A 21,526-nucleotide genomic window follows, 5' to 3' on the forward strand; every position below is an offset into this window, starting at 1 on the left:
ATGCACCATCGTTACGACGTACTGGTGGTCGGCGCGGGCGGCGCGGGACTCATGGCCGCCCTCTACGCCGCCAAGGGCAACGTGTCGGTTGCCTGCATCTCCAAGCTCTACCCCACCCGGTCCCACACCGGCGCGGCCCAGGGCGGCATCGGCGCCGCGCTCGGCAACGTGCAGGAAGACCACTGGGAATGGCACATGTTCGACACCGTCAAGGGCGGGGACTACCTCACCGACCAGGACGCGGCCGAGATCTTTTCCAAGGACATCATCGAGGCGGTGTACGAGCTCGAGCACATGGGCCTGCCCTTCTCGCGCACCCCGGAGGGCAAGATCGCCCAGCGCAAGTTCGGTGGCCATACCCGCGACTTCGGCAAGGCGGCGGTCGAGCGCAGTTGCTACGCCAAGGACCGCACCGGGCACATGATTCTGCAGACGCTCTACCAGCAGAACGTGAAGGCCGGGACCACCTTCTACAACGAGTTCCACGTCACCGACCTCATCATCGAGAACGGGCGCTGCTGCGGCGTGGTGGCCTACCACCTCGCATCCGGCGAGATTCACACCTTCCACGCCAAGGCCGTGATCCTGGCAGCGGGCGGGTACGGGCGCATCTACAAGATCACCTCGAACGCGCTGACGCTGACGGGCGACCTGATGAGCATCTACTACCGCAAGGGCCTGCCGCTGGAGGACATGGAGTTCTACCAGTTCCACCCGACGGGCCTGGCGAAACTCGGCATCCTGGTGACCGAGGGGATTCGCGGCGAGGGCGGCATCCTGCGCAACGCGCAGGGCGAGCGCTTCATGGAGCGGTACGCGCCGACCATCAAGGATCTCGCCCCGCGCGACATCGTCTCGCGCTCGATCATCACCGAGATCCGCGAGGGGCGCGGCGTCGGCCACGACAAGGACGCCGTCCACATCGACCTGACGCACCTGCCGCGCGAGGTCATCGAGGGCAAGCTCGCGGAGATCACCGACCTCGCACGCACGTACCTGGGGCAGGACCCGGTGAAGGATCTTGTCGCCGTGCAGCCGACCGCGCACTACGCGATGGGCGGCATCCCGACCGACGTGAACGGGCTGTGCCTGGCGGACGGGGCGGGCACCAGCGTCGAGGGGCTGTACGCGGCGGGCGAGCAGGCCTGCGTGTCGCTGCACGGGGCGAACCGCCTGGGCACCAACAGCCTCGGCGACCTGATCGTCTTCGGGCGCCGGGCGGGCATCTTCGCTGCCGAGTACGCCCGCGCGGCCGGATATCCCGAGATGCCGGAGAACCCCGAGCGCGACTCCATCGAGCTGTTCGAGCGCCTGCGGAACGCCAGCGGCAAGGACAACGCCGCCACCATCCGCCGCGAGTTGCAGGAGTCGATGATGAACAACGTCGGCATCTTCCGCAACGGGCCGGATATGGAGAAGCAGGTCGAGATCGTCAAGGAACTCAAAACCCGCTACCGCAACGTCAGCGTGACCGACCCCAGCCAGCGCTACAACAGTGAGCTGATGGAGGCGCTGGAACTGGGCTTCATGCTTGACTGCGCGGAGGCCGCGACCGCCAGCGCCCTGAACCGCCGGGAGTCGCGCGGCGCCCACGACCGCGAGGACTACCCCGAGCGCGACGACACCAATTGGCTCAAGCACACCATGGCCTACCAGGACCTGAACAACCCCGGCAACGTGCTCATCGGCTACAAGGAAGTCGCCCTCAAGGGCTACACCCGGGCCTTCGAGCCCAAGCCGCGCGTGTACTGAGGCCGAGTAAGGAACCCACATGGCAGAACAACACGTCCCCATCGACACCTACACCACGCCCGCGATGCGCGTGAACGTCAAGGTTCTGCGCTTCAACCCGGAGAAGGACAAGAAGGCCCACTGGGAGACCTACCCGGTGGACGCCCAGCCCTCCGACCGGGTGCTCGACCTCCTGAATTACATCAAGTGGTATGTCGACCCCACCCTGACCTTCCGCCGCTCGTGCGGACACGGCATCTGCGGCAGCGACGCGATGCTGATCGCCGGGCGCAACCGGCTGGCCTGCAAGACGCTGCTGCGCGACGTGGTGAAAAACGGCGGCACCCTGACCGTCGAGCCCATCCGCGGCCTGAAGGTCGAGAAGGACCTGCTGGTCGACATGGAGCCCTTCTTCGACTCGTACCGGGCGATCATGCCGTACTTCATCAACGAGAGCCCGCCACCTGCCGCCGAGCGGCTCCAGTCGCCCGAGCAGGCCGAGCGCATGGCGCACTCCAGCAACTGCATCCTGTGCGCAAGCTGCACGACCTCCTGCCCGATCTTCTGGGTGAATGGCAGCTACCTCGGCCCGGCGGCTATCGTGCAGGCGCACCGCTTCATCTTCGACAGCCGCGATCAGGCGACCAACCAGCGCCTGAACATCATGAACCAGAACACCGGCGTGTGGCGCTGCCGCACCGCCTACAACTGCACGGAGGCCTGCCCGCGCGACATCCCGATCACCACGCTGATTGAGGAAGTCAAGCGCGCGGTGATGTACCAGCAGTCGTAAGGCGATCAGCAAGGACGAGGGGCGGAAGCGCAGACTTCCGCCTCTTCTCTTTGGCGTGTGGGAACGCTCAAGCCGGGCTGAGGCGGCCCCGTCCTTTTCGCCCCGGGCTTCCCTTACTGTCAGGGCCATGACGACGGGCGAGCTGGGGCGGGACGTGGAGCATGCGGACGCCGACCGGCGCTGGATGCATGGCGGCGTTCTGCTGGGACTGGGCCTCGGGGGATTTTTTGACGGGATCGTCATTCACCAACTGCTGCAATGGCATCACATGCTCAGCGCCGTCTATCCACACGACACACCGGGGAACCTGCGGGCGAACACGCTCGCCGACGGGCTCTTCCACCTGGTCGCCTACCTCTTCACCCTGCTGGGCACCGCCCTGCTGTGGAGCGGGCTGCGGGGCAGGCATCCCGCCTGGCCGACCTCCGCCTTCGTCGGCACGCTGCTCTTCGGCTTCGGGCTCTTCAACGTGGTCGAGGGCCTGATCGACCACCAGATTCTGGGCATCCACCACGTCCGCCCGGGGCCATACCAGCTCGCCTACGACATCGGCTTTCTGATCTGGGGCGCAGCGATGCTGTTGGTGGGCTGGGGGTTGATGCGGAATGCGCGGGCGGCGAACGGGTAAGGCAAAGGGGGCCACACCTCCCGCAGTTGGCCCCTCTCCGATGCTCGCCCTCAGAACTGCATCACGTACCGCGTCCCGTCGTTCCCGGTGCAGTCGCCGATGCCGTGTTCGCGTTCGTCGACCTGAAGGGTGCAGCTCAGCGTCCGGGGATTGGCCCCAGCGGTCTTGGCGATCAGGTTCCCGGCGCGCAGGGTGGCGCGCGGTTCGGGCGGGGTCCCCAGGAAGACGCCATATCCAGTGGAGGTGTTCCCGTTCGACTGCCCGGACCCGAAGGCGATGCCAAAATTCAGGCTGGAAGACGCCGGAGCCACCGCCACGCCCTCCAGTAGCGCGGTGCGGCCCGCGTAGGTCTGCCCGCCGATCACGATGGTGGTATTGTTCCCGCCGAAGGGGTCCCCTGCCCTCGTCCGCAGGGCGCCGGGCAGGAAGGTCACCGTCCCCTCCGCCCCGGTGCTGGCGTTCACGATGCGGCCGATGGTAGAGGCGGTGTAGGTGGGCGCGCAGGAGGCAAGTAACGCCGCGCACCCCAGGGCGATCAGCGGGATTTTGGGCATGGGTCCAGTGTAGGCGGCCTTTCTGACGGCTTGGCGGGAATCCGCTCAAGCCCGCATCATCTGGCCGCCCTCAGTGCGGCGCGGCGGGCGTTCCCGCCGGAAAGCCGCTGCTCTGCACGACGTCGTGGATCTCCAGCACGTTTGGGCCGCTGAACGCCTCGCGCGGCAGGCTGCCGCTGCGCGCGTGCCCCTGGCGGAAGGCGTCGGAGGTCGTCCACGCCTCGAACGCTTCCCGCGACTCCCAGAAGGTCAGGACGACGAAGGGCTCGCCCTCCTTCGTGGGCCGCAGGACGTGATTGGCGATGAAACCGGGCATGCCGTCCACCAGCCTGGCACGGTCGCGGAACCTCTGCTCGAACTGGTCGTGGTACTCCGGGCTGACGTAGATGCGGTTGGCGACGGTGATCATGGCGCTTCCTCCCCGGCTAGCGAGTGGCGAAGTCGTGGACGAACTGCTCCTGGGCCGCGTTCTCTATCGCGCCGGGCCGGGCCTCGCGCACCCGCGCTATCGCCTGCCCCGGCGGCATTCCCGCCTGGGTGAGCAGGCAGGCGGCGGTCAGCCCCGCCCGGCCCAGCCCGCCCCGGCAGTGGACGACGACCAGACGCCCATCGAGCAGGTGCTCCATCAGCTCGTCGAGAAGGGCGAAAAAGGCGGGCAGGTCAGCCGGAATGTCGCCGTCGCGGATGGGGCAGCCCACCACCGTCAGGCCCCGCTCCCCCGTCAGGGTGTGGTAGTCGGGAATGCCCAGCAGGTCGAACTCATGGGCCTCGATGAGCGGCGCGAGGACGTTCACGCCCTCCTGGGCCAGCCGGTCGAGGTCCGCCGCCAGGTCCCGGTCGTGCGTCACGCCCGCCTGAAGGACGCTGGCCCCCTTCTTGCCGGGGGCGAAGGTCAGCCCCAGCCGTCCCGGCCACAACGCCGTGTCGATCCAGTCCACGCGGATGGGGTGGGTCTCGCTCGTCACCGGCTCAGCCCTCCCGCAGCCAGCGCGCGGCGTCCAGCGCATGGTAGGTGATGATCGCGTCCGCCCCGGCGCGGCGCATCCCCGTCAGCGTCTCCAGCACCGTGCGGCGCTCGTCCATGTAGCCCGCCTGCACGGCGGCCTTTACGAGCGCGTACTCGCCGCTGACATTGTAGGCGACGAGGGGCAGGTCGAAGGAGTCGCGCAGCAGCCGGATCATGTCGAGGTACGCCAGCGCGGGCTTGACCATCAGGTAGTCGGCGCCCTGCTCGGCGTCCAGGCGGGCCTCGCGCAGGGCCTCCCGCTCGCCGCCCGCCGGGTCCATCTGGTAGGACGCCCGGTTGCCCACGCTGGGCGCGCTGCCCGCCGCGTCGCGGAAGGGACCGTAGTAGGCGCTGGCGTACTTCACCGCGTAGGCCATGACGGGCACGTGCTCGTACCCCGCCGCGTCGAGGGCCGCACGGATGGCGCCCACCTGACCGTCCATCATCGCGCTGGGCGCCACCACATCCGCCCCGGCCCGCGCCTGCGACACCGCCGTCTGCGCCAGCAATTCCAGCGCCGCGTCGTTGTCCACCGTCCAGTCGCCGTCCGCCGTCTGGCACAGCGGCCCGCAGTGCCCGTGGTCGGTGTACTCGCACAGGCAGGTGTCGGTGATCACGGTGACCTCCGGCAGCGCGGCCTTGATCGCCGCCGCGGCGCGCTGGATCACGCCGCCCTCGGCGTAGGCCTGGCTGCCCTGCGGGTCCTTGTGGTCGGGGATGCCAAAGAGGATCACGCTGGTGATGCCCAGCTCGCGCGCGGTCCGCGCCTGCTCCACGGCCCCCCCGACACTGTGGCGGCTCACGCCCGGCATGGTGGAAATGGGCTCTTCCGTCTCCTGCTCGTGGACGAAGATGGGGTGGATGAAGTGCGACGGCGACAGGGTCACCTCGCGGATCAGGGCGCGCAGGCCAGCAGTGCGGCGAAGGCGGCGGGGGCGGTCGAGCATGGGGGCAGGCTAGCGCAGGCGGGGAAGGGGGATTGGGAGCGGGGCGCGGTGTGGAGGCCCCTCCCGCGTCCTAGACGACGAAGGCCCGCACGCCCCCCTTCCGGCAGCCCCGCAGAAGATTTTGCCGCGTGAGGGCAACCACCTCCGGGTCGGGATGGGCGAGGGTGAGGACGGTGCGGGCGCGACCTGTGGCGTCCACTCCGCTTCGGGCATGGAGGACGGCGCCGCCAGGCGTGGCGAGCAGGGCGGCCAGCACGTCGTCGTCCAGTCCGCCTGGCAGCGTGACGTGCTCCGACACCTCTCCCCCACCCGCCATCAGGCGTGCCCCAGGCGGCGGGCGGCATCCTTCGCCGCGTCCTCGCCCCAGACCCGCGCGGCGACGGCGAGAGCGGCGTGCAGGGCGGGGAGGCCACCGGGGGTGGTCGTCAGCCCATCATCCGTGACCACCTCGCCGGGACGCACCCCGTCCGGGGCATAGCCCCAGAGCGTGTCGGCGAGGTCAGCGGGTCCTCCCACCGTATGGCCCCGCAACGTGCCCGCGTCGCCCAGAAGCAGGAGGCCACTGCCGCTCGCCCCGGTCGGCAGGGCGGCGTGGCGGGCCAGGAATTCGCGCAGCAGGGGATCACGGGTCGCCTTCTGCGCCCCGGGGCCCCCGGGGACGAGCAGGCCAGCGGGGTCGGGCAGCGCCGCATACTGCACATGCGGCGTACTCACCAACCCCCCGGCGGTCACGATGCTCGCCCGCGAGCGGTTGACGGTCCGGGTTGCCTCCTCCCCCCCGCACAGGCGACACACCGCGACCATGAGGCCCAGTTCGAGTTCGCTGACGCCCACGTAGACCGGAATGGCGACGACGGGGCCAGCCACGTCCGTCATGGCCGCAGGGGCTGCACCCGGTACACCCGGCGCGCGTCGGGGGGGCCGACCTCGCCCCGCTCCAGCAACAAGGTCGCCGCCTCGGGCGAGAGGCGCTCGACGTGCACCAGGTAGGTGTGCAGGGTGGCGGGGCTGTCGAAGCGGCGGGGGTGGGGATCACCCTCCACCCGCAGGTCCAGCCAGGCGATAGCCGTTCCAGGAACGGCGCCCTTCATAGTTCGCGCAGGTCCTCCCACAGTTGCCAGCCCACGCCCTCGGGGGTGGCGTCCAGCAGGGGATTCAAGGCCTCGCTGGCCTTTTCGGCGTCCCCGTGCAGGTCCTCGCCCCCCGGTTTGTCGTCGTACAGGCGCAGGACAGTGAACTGGTAGAAGAGCTGCCCGGCGGTCGGTTCGCCGTTCTCGAAAAAGGCGAAGGGGGGGTTCACGGCGTCCCACAGCACGTGCGCCTCGTCGAGTTCGTGGGGCAGGTAGTGTTCCAGGTCCACGTCGGCGTCCTTGGGGTGCCACAGGTAGCCCTGGAGCAGGCGCACGGCAGCGCGGCCCCCGGCGGCCCCGTGGTCTTCAGTGGTGCTCATCGCCCCGCAGCATACCCGGTCCGGGCCAAGGCGGAAGGTCATAAGGAAGGATTCAAGGGCGCCTCCGCCTCCTGGGCAGCAGACGCAGGCCCAGCAACACGGCGAGGATCAGCGCTGCCACCAGCGGGGCCGTGTGATCCTTTTTCACCCCCCACCAGTAGTGCAGCGCCCCCAGTCCGGCGGCCAGGTAGACGAGGCGGTGCAGGCGTTGCCAGGCGGGGAAGCCCATCCGCCGCACGGAATCCCGCGTGCTCGTGAGGACGAGGGGCACGAGCAGCACGAGCGCCGCAAAACCCGCCGTCACGAAGGGCCGCTCCAGCACGTCCTCCAGCAGCAGCCCGGGCGAGAAGCCGTGGTCGAGGAGGTAGATCAGGAAGTGCAGCGCCGCGTACCCGAAGGCGAGCAGGCCGAGGGCCTTCCGAACACGGGCGGGCCAGGTCCAGCCGGTCAGGAGGCGCAAGGGCGTGCAGGCGAGCGAGAGGAGGAGCAGGGCGAGCGCGAGCAGCCCAGTCTGGAGGGTCGCCCGCTGGACGGGGTTGGCCCCGAGCGCCCCCGTCACCGCGTCCAGGGCGAGCACGAGGGCGGGCAGCACTCCGCCAGCTACCACGCCCGGCTCCAGCCAGGGAAGCGGGAAGGCGCGGCGGGGGGTAGAACGTGAACTTGAGGCGGCCCGGCTCATCAGAAGAAGCGGCGCAGGTCCATGCCCTGATACAGATGCGCCACCTGTTCGGCGTACCCATTGAAAGGCAGGGTGGGGCGGCGGCGCAGTTCGCCGATGCGCCGCTCGGTCGCCTGGCTCCAGCGGGGGTGGGGCACGGCGGGGTTCACGTTCGCGTAGAAGCCGTACTCGTCGGGGGCGGCCAGCGCCCAGGTCGTCTGCGGCTGCTCGCGGGTGAGGGTGACGCGGACGACCGCCTTGATGCTCTTAAAGCCGTACTTCCAGGGCACGACGAGCCGCAGCGGCGCCCCGTTCTGGTTGGGCAGGACGCGGCCATCCAGCCCCACCGCCATCAGGGTGAGGGGGTGCAGCGCCTCGTCCAGCCGCAGGCCCTCCACATAGGGCCAGTCGAGGATGGGGCTGCGCTGGCCGGGCATCTGGGCGGGGTCGTCCAGAGCGGTGAACCGCACATACTTCGCCTGCCCCGTCGGCTCGACCCTCCGCAGCAGGGCCGCCAGGGGAAAGCCCAACCAGGGCATCACCATCGACCAGCCCTCCACACAGCGCATGCGGTAGACGCGGTCTTCGAGGGGGAACCAGGACTGCAACGTATCGATGTCCACCCGCACGGGCTTCCGCACCTCGCCATCAATCAGGACCGTCCAGGGCCGCGTCTTCAGGCTTCCGGCGAGGCGGGCGGGGTCGTCCTTGCCCAGGCCGAACTCGTAGTAGTTGTTGTAGCTCGTGGCCTGTGCCCAGGGGGTGACCGCCTCGGTGGTGTCGTAGGGGCCGGTGGGACGGCGGGCCTGCACCAGGGGCTCCCCCGCCGCCTCGCTCGCCCCGGGACGGCGCGTGAGCAGTTCCAGGCCGCCGCCCAGCGCGAGGGCCGTGCCGGTGAAAAGGGCGGCGTTTTTCAGGAACTCGCGGCGCGGGCGAACGGGATCAGGGGCGCCGGGCTCATCACGTTCGGGGGATGGGGGGGTCATGGGGTCTCCTCCTCACAGGTATACGCCCTTCCCCGGGGTTCGGTTCAGTGGCCGTTCTCCCCCTGCGCCTCCAGAAGCGCGAGCGCGTCCCGGACCCGCAGCGTTCCCGCCTCCCAGCCTGGATGGAGGGACCGCAGCACCGCCTCCGGGTGGGGATGACGTTCTTCCAGCGCCTGACCGGCCCCGCGCCAGACGCCGGGCCGGAAGGGCGCGAGGGCGGGGTCGGTCAGCGCCTCGCGCAGCCAGCGCAGGGTCGCGGGACCGTCCGCGATGGTGGCCCGGGTCTCCAGGGCGAGGAGCTGGGCGCCCAGGCCCGGGTCGGCGTCCGCCGTGCCGGGCAAGCCCGCCTGCACCCGCCGCACGAGGGCGTGGGCGCGGTTGATCTGGGCGAGGGCTGCTTCGTCCTGCCCCGCCCGCAGCAGCGCCTCGGCATACCCAGCGCGGGCCAGCGCCTCAGCGTAGGGGTGGTCGGTCATGTCGAGCGCGCGGGTCACGTAGTTCAGGGCCACTCCCGGGTCGGGCTTGGCCAGCGCCCGGCTGAGGTGCAGGTCGAAGGCGAGAACCTGCTCGCGGTCACTGGGGGCGGGTGGGCGGGTCAGGAAGGCGTCCAGCAGCGCGCGGGCATGGATGAGGTCCGGGTGATCCCGAACGGCCCCCGCGAAGGGTTGGAGGTACGGCCGCCCCAGCCCGCGCGTGAGGTACGCGAGGGCCACCCGGTAGCGCGTGCGCCGGGTGCGGTACTCCGCCTCCGCGCGGCGGGAACCGGGCCGGGCGAGGGGGTCCAGGGCGCGGGCGGCGTCCTCCAGGGCCGCGTCGGGCTGCCCCAGCGCCAGCCGGATGGGCACCCCCTCGCTGAGGAGCCGGGCGCGCAGCACCGCGTCGCCCCACCCACCCCGGTCCTCGCCGTCCGGCAGCAGGGCGAGGGCGGCCCGCAGCGAGGCCACACCCTCCCGAGGACGGCCCAGGCGGCGCAGGGCGGTGGCGGCGCGGGCCAGGGCGTGGGCACGTTCCTCGGCCCCCGCTCCCGCCGCCTCCAGCCGCTCTGCCGCCCCGTTCAGCGCGGCCAGGGCGCTGCCCGGTTGCCCCAGGCGCAGCCGCAGGTCCCCCTCCTGGTACAGCGCGCGGGCTGAGAGCAGCGGGCTGGCGGCGGGCACGAGGTGCAGGTGCCGCAGCGCCTCCGGCCAGCGGCCCGCGTCCTTGGCGATCAGGCCGCGCCAGAGGTGGGCACGGGGACCCCCGTGGGTCGTGCGCGGGTCACTCGCGGCGTGGGTGGCGGCCTCCAGGTCCCCCCGCCAGCGGGCGAGCGCCGCCCGGACGAGGAGGGCATCGGCCCGCGCGGCAGTCGTCCAGAGGCCAGGACGCCCTTCCAAAGAAGCGTTCAGCTCGGGATGGGCGAGCTGGGCGGTCGCCGCCCCGAAGTTCCCGGCGTCCACGCTGCTCTCGGCGAGCTTCACCCGTACCCAGCCCCGGACAGCGGGTTCGGGGGATTCCAGCAGGGTGAAGAGCGCGTCCCGGGCGCGGGGGTCGTCGTACTCGCCGCGCCCGGCGTGGTGCGCGGCGACGGCGCGGGCCAGCACCTCGCGCGTCCCGCCCCGTGCCCGCGCGCGAATCCGCGGCCACAGCGGCGGGAGGTGCCGGGCATCGTCGGGATGCCGGGCAAGCCACGCGGCCAGGGCGTCCCACTCGCCCAGCGCGGTGAGGGCGGCCAGCCGGGCGGGGGCGAGGCCAGGGGCGGGAGGAGTGTCGGTCAGTCGGCGCAGCGCCTCCTCCCGTTCGCGGGCGGGAACATGGGGGAGGGCCACCACGAGGGCGGGGACGGGGGTCCAGCCGGAGGCCTCCCCTCGCAGCAGGGCGCGGGCATGGGGAGGCAGCCCTGTGAGCGGCAGCCCCAGCGCGACCTCCAGAATGGCCCCGGAAACGCCCGCCGTCCCCCCCTCCAATGCCGCGAGCGCCACCGCCAGGCGCCGCACGTCCGGGTCGGCGAGCAGGCGGTCGGGAGTGGCCCCCTCCGGCCCACCTCCGGCCAGCAGCGCGAGCCTGTCGAGGTGACGCCCAGTCTCGCGCACCAGGGCGTCGGCCCGCTCGCGCGTGACGCCCAGCCGGGCCATCAGATAGGCCCGCGCCTCGGCCGGGGTGGGGGGGCGCAGCTTGATAACCTCGGCCACCCCATCCGGCAGCCCGGAGGGGTCCTCCAGGGCGAGGAGCACCGCGACGCCCGGGGGGGCGCGGCGCAGGAGGTGTTCGGCGGCCCAGGCGGCGGGCGTGGTCGGCGTGCCGCCGGGCAGTCGGGGCGGTCCCCCGGCGAAGTTCAGGTCCGCCGTCACGCGGGCGAGGAGCACGCCGGGGGCCGCCGGGAAGGCCGCCCGCGCGGCGTCCGCCTGAACCTGCGCCCGCTCCGCAAAGGAACTGCCCGCCCCGGACAGGTCAAGCATCACCGACGCGTCCCCCCGCAAGTTGAGCCGCCGCACCTCCACCCCGGGGAGCGCCCGCTCCACGTGGTCGAGCAGGATCGTCTTTCCCGCCCCCGCCCGGCCCGTGACGATCAGCCGGGAAACGCGGCCCGCACGCACACCCGCCAGGAACTGCTTGTACGCCCGCTTTTTGCTGCGGCCCAGCAGTTCCAGCTCGTCGGGAAGGGGGGCGGGGCTGACCCCCGCGGCCTCTCCCGCCAGCGGTCGCCCGGCCTCCCGCGCGAGGTCCCCCAGCAGGGCGCGCAGGGCAGCCTTGTCGGCGGGCGTGCCCACGTCCCGGTACACGATGTTGCGGACCGAGGCGGGATTCGCCCCCCGCGCCCGCATCTCGGCCTCCAGCCAGCGCAGGCTGCCGCGCCGCTCCCGCCCCCCCTCCCGCGCCGGGGGCAGGTGGGCGCGCAGGTCCGCCAGGGTCCCCTTCCAGTCCATGTTGGAGTGAGGCTACCACCCCACGCCCAGTGGGTTGGACCCGGTGCAAGAAAGTGGGAAACACGCCGGACCTGAAGGCTTCGTCAGACTGCCGAGCCCGCTCTCTGTATACTCGGTCCAGTTTTCACGTCCATCCCATCTTTTTCCACAGGAGGAACCATGCGTCAGACCCCCCTTCGTCCGGCCCTCGTGACCCTTGCCCTCGCCCTGGCCGTCAGCGCCAGCGCCCAGAGCATTCAAACCGCCCAGGCCCTCTACGACCAGGGCAAGTGGCAGGAGGCCGCGACCGCCGCGGCCGCCCTGAACACCAGCGCGGGCTTCGCCCTGGCCGCCGAGGCCACGACGGCCGGGGCCAGCCTGAGCCCCGACGCGCAGAAAAAGGGCCTGTTCGAAAAGGCTCAGGGCTACGCCAAGCAGGCCATCGCCCTCGACAAGAACAACGCGGACGCCTACTTCGAGCTGGCCCGCGCGCAAGGTCGCCTGGCACAGTTCGTGGGCATCCTCCAGAGCCTGAACCTTGCGGGGGACGTGCGCAAGAACCTCGACCAGGCCATCCGGCTGCGCCCCAATATGGCGGGTGCCTACGTCGCGCTGGGCCTGTGGCACGCCAACCTGGTCAGCAAGGGTGGGGCCGCCACCTTCCTGACGGGCGCGAAGAAGAACCAGATCGTGCCCAACTTCGAGAAAGCCATCTCGCTGGAGCCCGACGTGGCCGTCCACCGCATCGAGTACGCCAACGCCCTGCTCCTCCAGGGCAACAAGGCGGGGGCTGCGGCCCAGCTTCAGAAGGCCGTCAGCCTGCCCGCGAACACCTTCTGGGAAAAGCGTGATCTGGAGGCGGCGAAGGCCAAGCTGGCGAGCTTGCAGTAAGGCGATCGGCAGTCAGAAAGAGAGGAGGAAGCCCGGGCTACGGCTGGGGCTTTCTGCTTTTCTGCTGGCCCCTACCCGTTCAGCAACGTCACCGCCCCCGGCAGCACCTCCGCACGAACCGCCGTCACCCGCCCGGCGAGGTCCCCGTCGAGGTGCAGGTGGGTGGGCCGCGCCCAGGTTACGGTGACCACCCGGCCCGGCGCGTGGTGAACGCGCGGATGGCCGAGGTGGCGGCCCCGCAGCACCCGGCCCATCAGGGTCAGCAGTTGCGCCCGGTTGACACGCCCACTCGCCAGCGCGTGCAACAGGCCGTCGCGGGCATCGGAGGCGGGGCTGATCTGGAAGCCGCCGCCGTAGCGGGTGCCGTTCATCACGGCGGTGAGGGCACTCGGCCCCTCGTACAGCACCCGGCCGTCCACCTCCACCGTGACGGGCGTGAGCGCGAGGTTTCGCAGCGCGGCGAGCGCGGCCCAGGCGTAGCGCCCGAAGCCGGAGAGCCGGGTGGGGGCGCGCAGGGTCAGGACCGCGACCTCGGCGTCAAAGCCCATGCCCAGGCCGTTGAGGAGGAGATGCGTCCTCCCCTCCCCCTCGCCCGACAGGATGGTGGCGCGCAGGGCGTCCACCCGCCGGGGAGCGAAAGCGAGGCGGCCCAGCGCCCCTGCGAAGTCCCCGGGCCGCAACCCCAGCATTCCCGCGAAGTCGTTCCCGCTCCCCAGTGGAACGATGCCCAGGGGGCGTCCCGTCCCCACGAGTGCGGGCAGCAAGGCCCCCACCGTCCCGTCCCCGCCCACGGCCAGCACAGCGACCCCGGACGGAAGGCCCTCGACGCGGGTTCGGGCCGCCACGCCGCTCGGCTCGCTGATGACCTCGAAGGGCAGGCCACGGGCGAGCAGTTCCGCCTCCAGCCGGGGCCACTCGCGCCGGGCCAGGCCACGTCCGGCAGAAGGATTGAGCACGACGGCATAGTGGCGGTCGGGGACAAGGGGAGGCGAAGGTGTGTGGATCACGCTTCTCCCAGCATAGGGTGAGAACACACCGTCCTAACGGGAGGGCAAGAGCACCTCACCCACGATTGAACGGGGCAGCCCACGCTGGGGCATGGCTCAGGGAAAGACGGACCTCAGCATTCCGAAAAAGGTGCAGGAGAACGCCGCGCTGGGGCTGCGGCTGCGCGACGAACACGGCTTCGGCGGCACGGAGGTCGGGGAACACATGGCCGAGAAGCTGGCGGCGGGCGGCGACCTCTCCGCCGAGGAGGTGCGGCACGTCGCCCACTACTTCCCGCGGCACGCGCACGACAACCTCGACCAGACGGGCGAGGACGGAGGCAAGCCCTCGCGCGGGTACATCGCCTGGCTGCTGTGGGGCGGGGACGAGGGCCGCGCCTGGAGCGAGAAGTTGACCCAGGAACTGGACAGGGAGGACTGATCGCCCCTACGCCCAGTCCTCCGGCCTCGTGGTTAGCCCGAAGTGCCACGCCACCGCCCCTGCGATGCGCCCCGCGGCCCGCCCGTCGCCGTAGGGATTGCGGGCCGTACGCATCCGGGCCAGGGTCGCCTCGTCATCCAGCAGGGTCGTTAAAACGGAGCGCATCTGCACGGGATCATTCCCGGCCAGGACAAGCACCCCCGCCTCCACCCCCTCGGGCCGCTCGGTCACGTTGCGTAGGACGGCCACGGGCACGCCGAGCGCCGCCCCCTCCTCCTGAAGACCGCCGCTGTCGGTGGCGAGCAGGGTCGAGGCGGCCATCAGGGGCGCCATATTCGCGTAATCGAGCGGGTCGGTCAGCTCGAAGTTGGGCAACTCACCCAGGGCGGGCCGCACCGCCTCCTGCACGGCGGGGTTAAGGTGAACCGGGTACACGAAATAGCAGTCGGGGTGGGCGCGGGCCACGTCCGCCAGCGCCTCGGCCATCTCCCGCATCACCGGCAGGTTCTCGCGCCGGTGCATCGTGACGGTGACCAGCCGCTGCCCCGCCTCCAGCTTCTGCCGCCACTCGGGCCGCAGCGGCACCCGCCCGGCGACCTCGCGCACGGCGTCCACGGCGGTCTGGCCGGTGACGAAGATGCCCTCCTCCCCCTTGCCCTCGCGCAATAGGTTGGCGCGGCTGCCAGGGGTGGGCGCGAAATCCAGCGTGGTCAGCACGCCCGTCAGGCGGCGGTTGGCCTCTTCGGGAAAGGGCTCCCCCATGTTGCCCGACCGCAGCCCCGCCTCCACGTGGCCGACCGGAATGCCCTCGTAGAAGGCGCTCAGGGCCACGCAGAAGGAGGTCGTGGTGTCGCCGTGGACGAGGACCATGTCCGCCCCCATCTCGCGCAGCTTGCGACCCGCCTGGGGCACGATGCGCCCGGTGAGGTCGGCGAGGGTCTGGCGCTCGGTCATCACGTTCAGGTCCTCGTCGGGGGTCAGGCCGAAGACGGCGAGCGCCTCGTCGAGCATGGTGCGCTGCTGCCCGGTCGAGAGGATCAGGGGTGTGAGGCCGGGTTGCCGGGCGAGCGCCGCGTACACGGGCGCCATCTTGGTCGCCTCGGGCCGGGTGCCGAAGGCGAGGACGATGCGTCTGGGCTGGGGGGGAAGGGCCGGGCTGGTCATCCCGGCCACGGTATCAAAGGGAGCGGGGCCGGACTCCTGCGCCCAGCCCCGCCAGTTGGCAAGTTCCTACCCGCCCTGACCCCCCACCCGGGCCGCCTCGCGGTCGAGCGCCCGCACCCGGCGGTAGGCGACGAACCACAGGCACAGCAGGACGGCAGCGACCGTCGCCACGATGGCGGCGAGGGGCACCCCCTGCGCCACCATCCCGATCACGCCGCAGAGCAGCGCCACGCCCCACAGAATCACGGCGGTGTGCCGGGCCGAGGCCGTGCGGGCCAACACCCGGTGGTGAATGTGCGTCTTGTCGGGGTGGCCGAGCGGGTTGCGAATGCCGCGCGCCAGCCGCCCGATGACGACCTGGGTGGTGTCGAGCACGGGCAGCGCGAGCACGATCAGGGGCACGAGCAGGCTGGCCCCCGCGCTCACCTTCAGGGTGCCCAGCAGGCTCACGGCGGCGAGCGTGTACCCGAAGAGGTAGGCCCCCGCGTCCCCCATGATGATGCGGCTGGGGTTGAAGTTGTGCCGCAGGTAGCCCAGCGCCGCCCCCGCCAGCCCGGCGAGCAGCACGACCGCCGCCGCCCGGTCGGGAAACTGCGCCGCCGTGACGAGCAGCACCATGCTCACCACGAAGCCCACACCGCCCACCACGCCGTCCACCCCGTCCATCAGGTTCACGGCGTTCGTGAGGCCCACGATCCACAGCAGGGTGAGCCCCACGCTGAGCGGCTCATTCAGCGCGCCGGGCAGCGTGGGCAGGAAGGGGATGGCGTTGAAGTCGATTCTCAGCCCGTTGACGATCAGCAGCACCGCCGCGAGCGCCTGCACCAGCAGCCGGAAGAGGGGTGAGAGGCCGAACTGGTCGTCAATGAAGCCGGTGAGCACGAGGACTGAGGCGCCCAGCAGGATCGCCAGCACCTGAATGTTCACCTGCTCGATCACGATGGGCCGCAGCGCCCAGGCGACGACCACGCTGATGAGGAAGCCCGCGAAGATCGCCAGACCGCCCGCATTCGGCAGCGGTTCCTTGTTCAGCCGCCGCTCGTTGGGCATATCCGCCCACCCGACCTTGATGGCAAAGGCCCGCACCCGGGGAATGAAGCGCCAGGTGAACACCCAGGCTGTCAGGAACGTGAGCACCACACTGAAAAAACCGCGCCCGAAGAGGTCCGCGATACCGAATTGCGCCGCGAGCGCCTTGAGGGACTCCATATGCTGCCCGGAGTCTAAAGGCTGGCGGTGAGGGAAGGGCGAAGCGGGAGGATGCCTTGGTGACGGCCCAGTTGAGCGGTCCCTGCTGGGCCGGGTGCGTCACCTGATAGGTCTACCCGGGTCCACGGAAGGAAAAAATCACGTCCAGGGCAGCGGCCAAAGCTCCTCGCCCTTGGGGGAAGGCCGGGACTCGCAGAGCTGCTTGCAGAGGGGGTGAGCGGGCCGGGCATCCGGAGGCCAGTCGGGATGTCCTGGCCCTCTCGTGGGGACAGCGGGTTGCGCCGGTGACACGCCCCCTCACCCCGGCCCTCTCCCGCAAGGGGAGAGGACTATTCCCCTCCCCTACTTCGTTCCGTAAATCCGGTCTCCCGCGTCCCCCAGCCCCGGCACGATGTACCCGTGGTCGTTCAGGCGCTCGTCCACGGCGGCGACCACGATCTCCACATCCGGGTGATCGCGCTCGATCACGGCGATACCCTCGGGGGCGGCGAGGATGCACATCAGCTTGATGGTCTGGGCGCCCGCCGCCTTCAGGAACGCGATGGCGGCGCTGGCGCTCCCGCCCGTGGCGAGCATGGGGTCGGTGAGAAAGACCCGGCGCTCGGCGATGTCAGCGGGGAGCTTGTTGTAGTAGGCGACCGGCTGGAGCGTCTGGGGGTCGCGGTACAGCCCGATATGCCCCACCTTGGCGGCGGGCACCAGATTCAGGATGCCGTCCGTCATCACCAGCCCCGCGCGCAGGATGGCGACGAGCGCGAGTTTCTTCCCGCTCAGCATGGGGAAGTCCCCCTCCTGAATTGGCGTGGTGAGGTGGGTGGGGCTCAGGTCCAGGTCGCGCATCGCCTCGTAGGCGAGGAGCATGGAGACCTCGGCGGCGAGTTCGCGGAACTCCTTGACACCGGTATGGACATCGCGCATCAGAGAGACCTTGTGCTGGACCAGGGGATGGGTGACGGCCGTGACCATGCTCCCACCATACCCGGCGGACGGGCCAGTAGCTGGGAGCGGAGGGGAGCGTGGTGGCCCGCTCAGAATGCTCCATATCTGCTGAACCACAGGGCGTTTCCCTGGTGCAAGACGCTTCGCCTCCCTCCACCCCGGTGCTGCCGACGGCACGGCGGCCTTATTTGCTCAACCACAAAGGAGGATCGGCAGGGCACCCGCCCCACCGACCCTCGCCCGGCAACTCAGTCCCGGCTGGTGTCCTGCGAGGTCTCTTCCCCGGGGTTCGTGCTGGCCGGGTCGCTGGTGATCATGCTGCCGTCCGACGCCACGTCCTGCTTGTCCAGGCCGAGGTCCTGAAACTCGTCGGCGATCCTCGCCTCGGCGTGGGCGTCCTTGAGGGCGTCGCGGCGCTCGTTGGTCTTGCCCATAAATTGCAGGTCCACGTTGCTGATCTCGTCCTCGGTCTTGATGGTCTCGGACGGGACATTCCGGGTGTCGTCGCGGTCGGTCATGGAAACCCTCCTGTGACTCCACGCTAGCAGGGGCTTCCGGGGGGCGGCGTGAGCGTCCCTTTAAGGTTTCAGGCGCCCAGCCGCAGCACGCTCTGGTTGCCGCGCAGCACGAAGACGAGCACACCCGCCTCGGCCAGAATCCCGGCCCGGCGCTCCAGGTCGCGCACCGTGTCGGGCGCCTCGACCCACTGGCGGCGGGGCGTCTCGCCGGGCTCCAGGTAAAAGCCCTCGGGGACGGCGACGATGACGACGCGGCTCGCGGTGGCGCGAGCGCGCATGGCCTGCTCGACGAGGGCGTGACCAGCCCGCTGCGTCAGCACGATGAGGTTGCCCCCCGCCCGGGTCGGGGGGATGAGAGGCGGGGTGAAGTCGGGGGTGGCCCGGGCGAGGAGGCGCAGGGCCGCGCGCAACGTCTCCGGGGTGCGGCCGGTGGGCGTGGCCCCCGCCGTGGTGGTGACGCAGGCGGGCAGGTCGAGTGCCAGGGCCTCCTGAATTAGGCTGCTCGCCAAGCGCACCACGCTGTCCACGAACACCTCGCTGCCGTTCAGGTCGAGAAAGACGGTCACGCTGCTCGCGGCGGTGCGGTCGAGTTCGCGCACCGTCAGGCTGCCCGTGCGGGCCGAGAGGCGCCAGTGGACGCGCCCCGGCGGGTCGCCCGGCAGGTAGGGCCGCGCCCCGCGCAGACTGATGGGGTCTTCCAGCCCCAGCGTGCGCGAGAGGTTGCCCTCGCTCAGCAACGGGCGCAGCAGATCGGGGAGAACCAGGCCGTGCGTGCCGGGATAGACCTCCAGCCGGGCGGCAACCCGCAGCGGGGCGGAGTGCCAGAAGAGCCCCAGCGGATCGGCCCAGCGCAGCGCCCCGCCCGCCCAGGCGTACTCGCCCCGGCGGTTGAGGGTGAGGGTCGTGCGCCGCTCGGTCACGCTGCGGCCCAGGGTCAGCCCGCCCAGGGCCACCTGTTCCCCCGCCACGACCGTCAGGGGCGTGGGGTCCTCGACGAGCACGCGCAGCGGCCAGCGGGACTCGACCTCAACCCGCACCCGGTAAGGGAGCTGGTCCCCCTCGAAACCCTGGGGCGGAAACTCGCGGGTCAGCGTCACCCGGGGTGGACGGCGTGACACCAGGAACGCGGCAAGGACCGTGAGCAGCAGCGCCGCCAGGACGAGGAGCAGCGCGGGCAGGTTCAGGGGGCGGCTCCGGTGGGGAGGGGCTCGGCGGGCACCGGCTCGTGCCGCAGCACGTCCGCGACAATCTCCTCGGGGCGAGTTCCGGCCAGCCGCGCCTCGATCCGCAGGCTGAGGCGGTGGGCGAGGACTCCGGGTGCGGCGGCCTTCACGTCGTCGGGCAGCACGAAGCTCCGGCCCGCGAGTGCCGCAAGGGCCTGCGCCACCCCCTGCAAGGCGAGGCTGGCGCGCGGCCCCCCTCCCAGGGCGACCTGCGGGTGGGCGCGGGTCCGGGCGCTGAGCGCCGCGATGTACCGCCGCAGGTCGTCGGAGACCCGCACCTCGCGCACCGCCGCCCGGGCCGACAGCAAATCGTCGGGCGTGGCGACCGCGCCGAGCGTGTCGATGGGGTGCGCCCCCTGGAGCCGGGCGAGCATCCGCACCTCCTCCTCGGGCGTGGGGTAGCCCACCGAGAGCTTGAGGAGGAAGCGGTCGAGCTGCGCCTCCGGCAATCGGTAGGTGCCCTCATGCTCGATGGGGTTCTGGGTGGCGACCACCACGAAGGGCGGCGGGAGGACGTGCGTGACGCCCGCCTCGGTAACCTGGCCCTCGCCCATCGCCTCCAGCAGCGCCGACTGGGTCTTGGGGGTGGCGCGGTTGATCTCGTCGGCGAGGAGCAGGCCGGTGAAGATCGGCCCGGGGACGAACTCGAACTCACCGGTTGCGGGGCGGTACACGCTGACGCCCGTCACGTCGCTGGGCAGCAGGTCGGGCGTGAACTGCACCCGCCGGAACCCCAGGCCCAGGCTGGCGGCGAGCGCGCGGGCCAACATCGTCTTGCCGGTGCCGGGGGCGTCCTCCAGCAGCAGGTGCCCGCCCGCCAGAATGCCCGCCAGCGCGAGCCGCGTCACGTCCTCCTTGCCGACCAGCACCCGCGCGACGTTCTCCAGCACCCGGCCCGCGTAGGCCTGGACGCCTGCCAGCTCCCCCGTTCGTCTTCCGTTCGTCATGTCGTCTCGCTTTCCGTGTCTTTTCTGTCCGTCTGCGCCGTGAGGTGCGTCACTTCACGCGCGGCCCGCTCGGCGGCGTCCGCGTCGTCCTCGGTCACCCGGCCCCCATAGCGCACCGGGGCGTAGGCGGCGACGAGGGTGCCCAGCGGCCCGGCCAGCGCGGGTCTCACCCCGGTTACCCGGCCCGCGTGTTCGGCGGGCGTTTCCGCCTCGCCCCGCCCCAGGCCCACGGCCGCGAGCGAGGTGAGGGCCGCACGGTAGGCGAGCCGCACGCGGTGCAGCGCCTCCTCCTCGCCGGGGTATGGGGTGGAGGGGAGGGTCTCCTCGGGCTCCGCCTCGGCCGGGTCCGGTCGAAAGCGCAGCCCCAGCCAGAACAGCGCCGCCGCCAGCCCGGTGAACACCAGGAAGGCAAGCAGGCTCAGGACCCAGAGGCTCCGCTCCCAGAAGAGCTGAAGGGGGTCGCTCACCTCCCTGAGGGCCTGGGTGTCGAGTGTTCCCGCCGCCCCCGCCGACGCCCCAGGCCCCAGGTCTCCTCCCGCTCCGGTACGGGCGGCGAAGCTGAACGCCAGCAACAGCGCCGCCGTCAACCCCACGCCCATCACCGCCGCAACCTCCCACCACTGGAACCGGAAGGGCTCGCCGGGCTCGCGGCTCCGCGCCCGCCACATCGCAAAGGCCAGCGCCGCGAAGAACAGCAGGCCGCTCAACAGCACGAGGTCGCCGCCGGGGAGGCGGTCCGGCAGGTTCCCAACCGGGCGAACCCGGCGCACCTCGCCCTGTCTCTGGGCAGTGGGCGGCTGCGCCAGGGGTGGCACAGCGGGCGACTCCTGCGCCTGGGCCGGGGCGGCGGGTGAATTGCCTGGTTGGCCGAGGCGGCCCGTCCCACTCCCCGGCAGCGCGAACGCGAGCAGAGCGAGGAGCAGGGCCGCCGCCAGGGCCGCCCCCGCCGTGCCCAGCAGGGCCTTTCCTCCCCCGGCCAGCCGCCGGTGGGGCCGCTCCTCCACGCCCGCCGCGCCCAGCAGGGTCAGCAGCAGCGCGAGCAGACCCAGGGCCAGCCCTACGACAGAACCACCCCCCGGCACCACCGCCCCCAGCAGGAGGAGCGCGGCGAGCCACCCGGCGCCCCAGCCCACCCGCCTCTCCTCCAGGGCCGACACGCCCAGGTACACCAGCGCCGTGCCGCCCATGACCGTCACGAACGCCTGGATGAACGCCACCGCCCCCTCCGGCCCCCGCATTCCCGGCAGCGACCCCACCAGACCCACGCCCGCCCCCAGCAGGAGCAGCGGCACCCGCACCGACCGCGGCCCGTCTCCCCGCCGGGTCAGCGCCAGGGCCACCGGCAGCCCCAGCATGGCCCACCACGGCAGCCAGGCCACGCCGACAAGCGGGGCGGCGAGCAGCAGCAGCGAGCGGTCGGCCCAGAAGGGCGCGGGACGCGGGGAAGTTGGGGACAGGGCCACGGGAGTTCTACCCCAGCCTAGCGCAGTGGGGGAAGGGGCGGGGCGCAGGTTGGCGGGCGTCTTCCTGCATGAAGTGGTCATGCTGAGCGTCAGCAAAGCGGCTCCATCCCGC

The 21,526-nt window shown here is 71.5% G+C and carries 24 protein-coding genes; 5 read left to right on the forward strand and 19 right to left on the reverse strand.

Features of this window, described 5'->3' with window-relative positions; genetic code table 11:
- The 3 genes from sdhA (at position 1) to F784_RS0104085 (ending at position 3,152) form a co-directional block, all read left to right on the forward strand.
- Positions 1–1,752: a succinate dehydrogenase flavoprotein subunit gene (gene sdhA, locus F784_RS0104075; protein WP_019585429.1), complete on the forward strand. Its 1,752-nt coding sequence runs from the start codon at positions 1–3 to the stop codon at positions 1,750–1,752.
- Positions 1,753–1,771: 19 nt separating this feature from the next.
- The gene (locus F784_RS0104080) at positions 1,772–2,524 is read left to right on the forward strand and encodes a succinate dehydrogenase iron-sulfur subunit (RefSeq protein WP_019585430.1); all 753 of its coding nucleotides are present in this window, start codon (positions 1,772–1,774) and stop codon (positions 2,522–2,524) included.
- Between the two features lie 127 nt (positions 2,525–2,651).
- The gene (locus F784_RS0104085; protein ID WP_019585431.1) at positions 2,652–3,152 is read left to right on the forward strand and encodes a DUF2243 domain-containing protein; all 501 of its coding nucleotides are present in this window, start codon (positions 2,652–2,654) and stop codon (positions 3,150–3,152) included.
- A 50-nt stretch (positions 3,153–3,202) separates the two neighbouring features.
- Here the strand turns inward: F784_RS0104085 and F784_RS0104090 are convergent, their stop codons facing one another.
- From F784_RS0104090 to F784_RS0104140, 11 genes are all read right to left on the reverse strand, one after another.
- Positions 3,203–3,706, reverse strand: coding sequence for a hypothetical protein (locus F784_RS0104090; protein ID WP_019585432.1), 504 nt, complete (start codon positions 3,704–3,706; stop codon positions 3,203–3,205).
- A gap of 70 nt (positions 3,707–3,776) precedes the next feature.
- On the reverse strand, positions 3,777–4,115 hold the full coding sequence (locus tag F784_RS0104095) for an antibiotic biosynthesis monooxygenase family protein (protein ID WP_019585433.1): 339 nt from the start codon (positions 4,113–4,115) through the stop codon (positions 3,777–3,779).
- Between the two features lie 16 nt (positions 4,116–4,131).
- Complete coding sequence (locus F784_RS0104100; protein WP_019585434.1) at positions 4,132–4,671, reverse strand: cyclin-dependent kinase inhibitor 3 family protein; 540 nt, start codon at positions 4,669–4,671, stop codon at positions 4,132–4,134.
- Positions 4,672–4,675: 4 nt separating this feature from the next.
- Positions 4,676–5,659, reverse strand: a complete 984-nt coding sequence (hemB, locus tag F784_RS0104105; RefSeq protein WP_019585435.1) for a porphobilinogen synthase — start codon at positions 5,657–5,659, stop codon at positions 4,676–4,678.
- A gap of 70 nt (positions 5,660–5,729) precedes the next feature.
- Complete coding sequence (locus F784_RS0104110; protein WP_245557750.1) at positions 5,730–5,957, reverse strand: hypothetical protein; 228 nt, start codon at positions 5,955–5,957, stop codon at positions 5,730–5,732.
- A gap of 17 nt (positions 5,958–5,974) precedes the next feature.
- Positions 5,975–6,535: a type 1 glutamine amidotransferase family protein gene (locus tag F784_RS0104115; RefSeq protein WP_019585437.1), complete on the reverse strand. Its 561-nt coding sequence runs from the start codon at positions 6,533–6,535 to the stop codon at positions 5,975–5,977.
- A complete protein-coding gene (locus F784_RS0104120) occupies positions 6,532–6,750 on the reverse strand; it encodes a hypothetical protein (RefSeq protein WP_019585438.1) in 219 nt (72 codons plus the stop codon). Before F784_RS0104120 ends, F784_RS0104115 begins: the two co-directional genes overlap by 4 nt.
- Positions 6,747–7,109, reverse strand: a complete 363-nt coding sequence (locus F784_RS0104125) for a DUF3208 domain-containing protein (protein WP_026332259.1) — start codon at positions 7,107–7,109, stop codon at positions 6,747–6,749. Before F784_RS0104125 ends, F784_RS0104120 begins: the two co-directional genes overlap by 4 nt.
- A gap of 52 nt (positions 7,110–7,161) precedes the next feature.
- Entirely contained in the window at positions 7,162–7,716 is a 555-nt protein-coding gene (locus F784_RS0104130) for a protein-methionine-sulfoxide reductase heme-binding subunit MsrQ (RefSeq protein WP_245557751.1), read from the reverse strand.
- A gap of 71 nt (positions 7,717–7,787) precedes the next feature.
- Complete coding sequence (gene msrP, locus F784_RS0104135) at positions 7,788–8,753, reverse strand: protein-methionine-sulfoxide reductase catalytic subunit MsrP (protein WP_019585441.1); 966 nt, start codon at positions 8,751–8,753, stop codon at positions 7,788–7,790.
- Between the two features lie 44 nt (positions 8,754–8,797).
- Positions 8,798–11,653, reverse strand: coding sequence for a hypothetical protein (locus F784_RS0104140; protein ID WP_019585442.1), 2,856 nt, complete (start codon positions 11,651–11,653; stop codon positions 8,798–8,800).
- A 159-nt stretch (positions 11,654–11,812) separates the two neighbouring features.
- Here F784_RS0104140 and F784_RS0104145 point away from each other — a divergent pair, with 159 nt between their 5' ends.
- Positions 11,813–12,523 (forward strand): tetratricopeptide repeat protein, encoded by a 711-nt coding sequence (locus F784_RS0104145; RefSeq protein WP_019585443.1) that lies wholly within the window; start codon positions 11,813–11,815, stop codon positions 12,521–12,523.
- Between the two features lie 71 nt (positions 12,524–12,594).
- On the opposite strand, the gene F784_RS0104150 is transcribed toward F784_RS0104145, so the two are convergent.
- Positions 12,595–13,530: a diacylglycerol/lipid kinase family protein gene (locus F784_RS0104150; protein WP_019585444.1), complete on the reverse strand. Its 936-nt coding sequence runs from the start codon at positions 13,528–13,530 to the stop codon at positions 12,595–12,597.
- A 91-nt stretch (positions 13,531–13,621) separates the two neighbouring features.
- Here F784_RS0104150 and F784_RS0104155 point away from each other — a divergent pair, with 91 nt between their 5' ends.
- A complete protein-coding gene (locus F784_RS0104155; RefSeq protein WP_019585445.1) occupies positions 13,622–13,951 on the forward strand; it encodes a hypothetical protein in 330 nt (109 codons plus the stop codon).
- A gap of 6 nt (positions 13,952–13,957) precedes the next feature.
- On the opposite strand, the gene wecB is transcribed toward F784_RS0104155, so the two are convergent.
- The 7 genes from wecB to F784_RS26760 all read right to left on the reverse strand — a co-directional run bounded on the left by wecB (position 13,958) and on the right by F784_RS26760 (position 21,414).
- Complete coding sequence (wecB, locus tag F784_RS0104160) at positions 13,958–15,115, reverse strand: non-hydrolyzing UDP-N-acetylglucosamine 2-epimerase (protein ID WP_019585446.1); 1,158 nt, start codon at positions 15,113–15,115, stop codon at positions 13,958–13,960.
- A gap of 66 nt (positions 15,116–15,181) precedes the next feature.
- Entirely contained in the window at positions 15,182–16,324 is a 1,143-nt protein-coding gene (locus F784_RS0104165) for an MraY family glycosyltransferase (protein WP_019585447.1), read from the reverse strand.
- A 342-nt stretch (positions 16,325–16,666) separates the two neighbouring features.
- On the reverse strand, positions 16,667–17,290 hold the full coding sequence (gene upp, locus F784_RS0104170; protein WP_019585448.1) for a uracil phosphoribosyltransferase: 624 nt from the start codon (positions 17,288–17,290) through the stop codon (positions 16,667–16,669).
- 221 nt (positions 17,291–17,511) lie between these two features.
- Entirely contained in the window at positions 17,512–17,781 is a 270-nt protein-coding gene (locus F784_RS0104175; protein WP_019585449.1) for a hypothetical protein, read from the reverse strand.
- A 68-nt stretch (positions 17,782–17,849) separates the two neighbouring features.
- Positions 17,850–18,899 (reverse strand): DUF58 domain-containing protein, encoded by a 1,050-nt coding sequence (locus F784_RS0104180; protein WP_245557752.1) that lies wholly within the window; start codon positions 18,897–18,899, stop codon positions 17,850–17,852.
- Positions 18,900–18,961: 62 nt separating this feature from the next.
- Entirely contained in the window at positions 18,962–19,951 is a 990-nt protein-coding gene (locus F784_RS0104185) for an AAA family ATPase (protein WP_019585451.1), read from the reverse strand.
- Positions 19,948–21,414 carry a DUF4129 domain-containing protein gene (locus F784_RS26760; protein WP_019585452.1) on the reverse strand — a complete coding sequence of 489 codons (1,467 nt, stop codon included), beginning with the start codon at positions 21,412–21,414 and terminating at the stop codon, positions 19,948–19,950. The genes F784_RS0104185 and F784_RS26760 overlap by 4 nt, the downstream gene beginning before the upstream one ends.
- Positions 21,415–21,526: the final 112 nt, after the last annotated feature.

Origin of the sequence: Deinococcus apachensis DSM 19763 (assembly GCF_000381345.1) — a bacterium.
GTDB classification, from domain to species: domain Bacteria; phylum Deinococcota; class Deinococci; order Deinococcales; family Deinococcaceae; genus Deinococcus; species Deinococcus apachensis.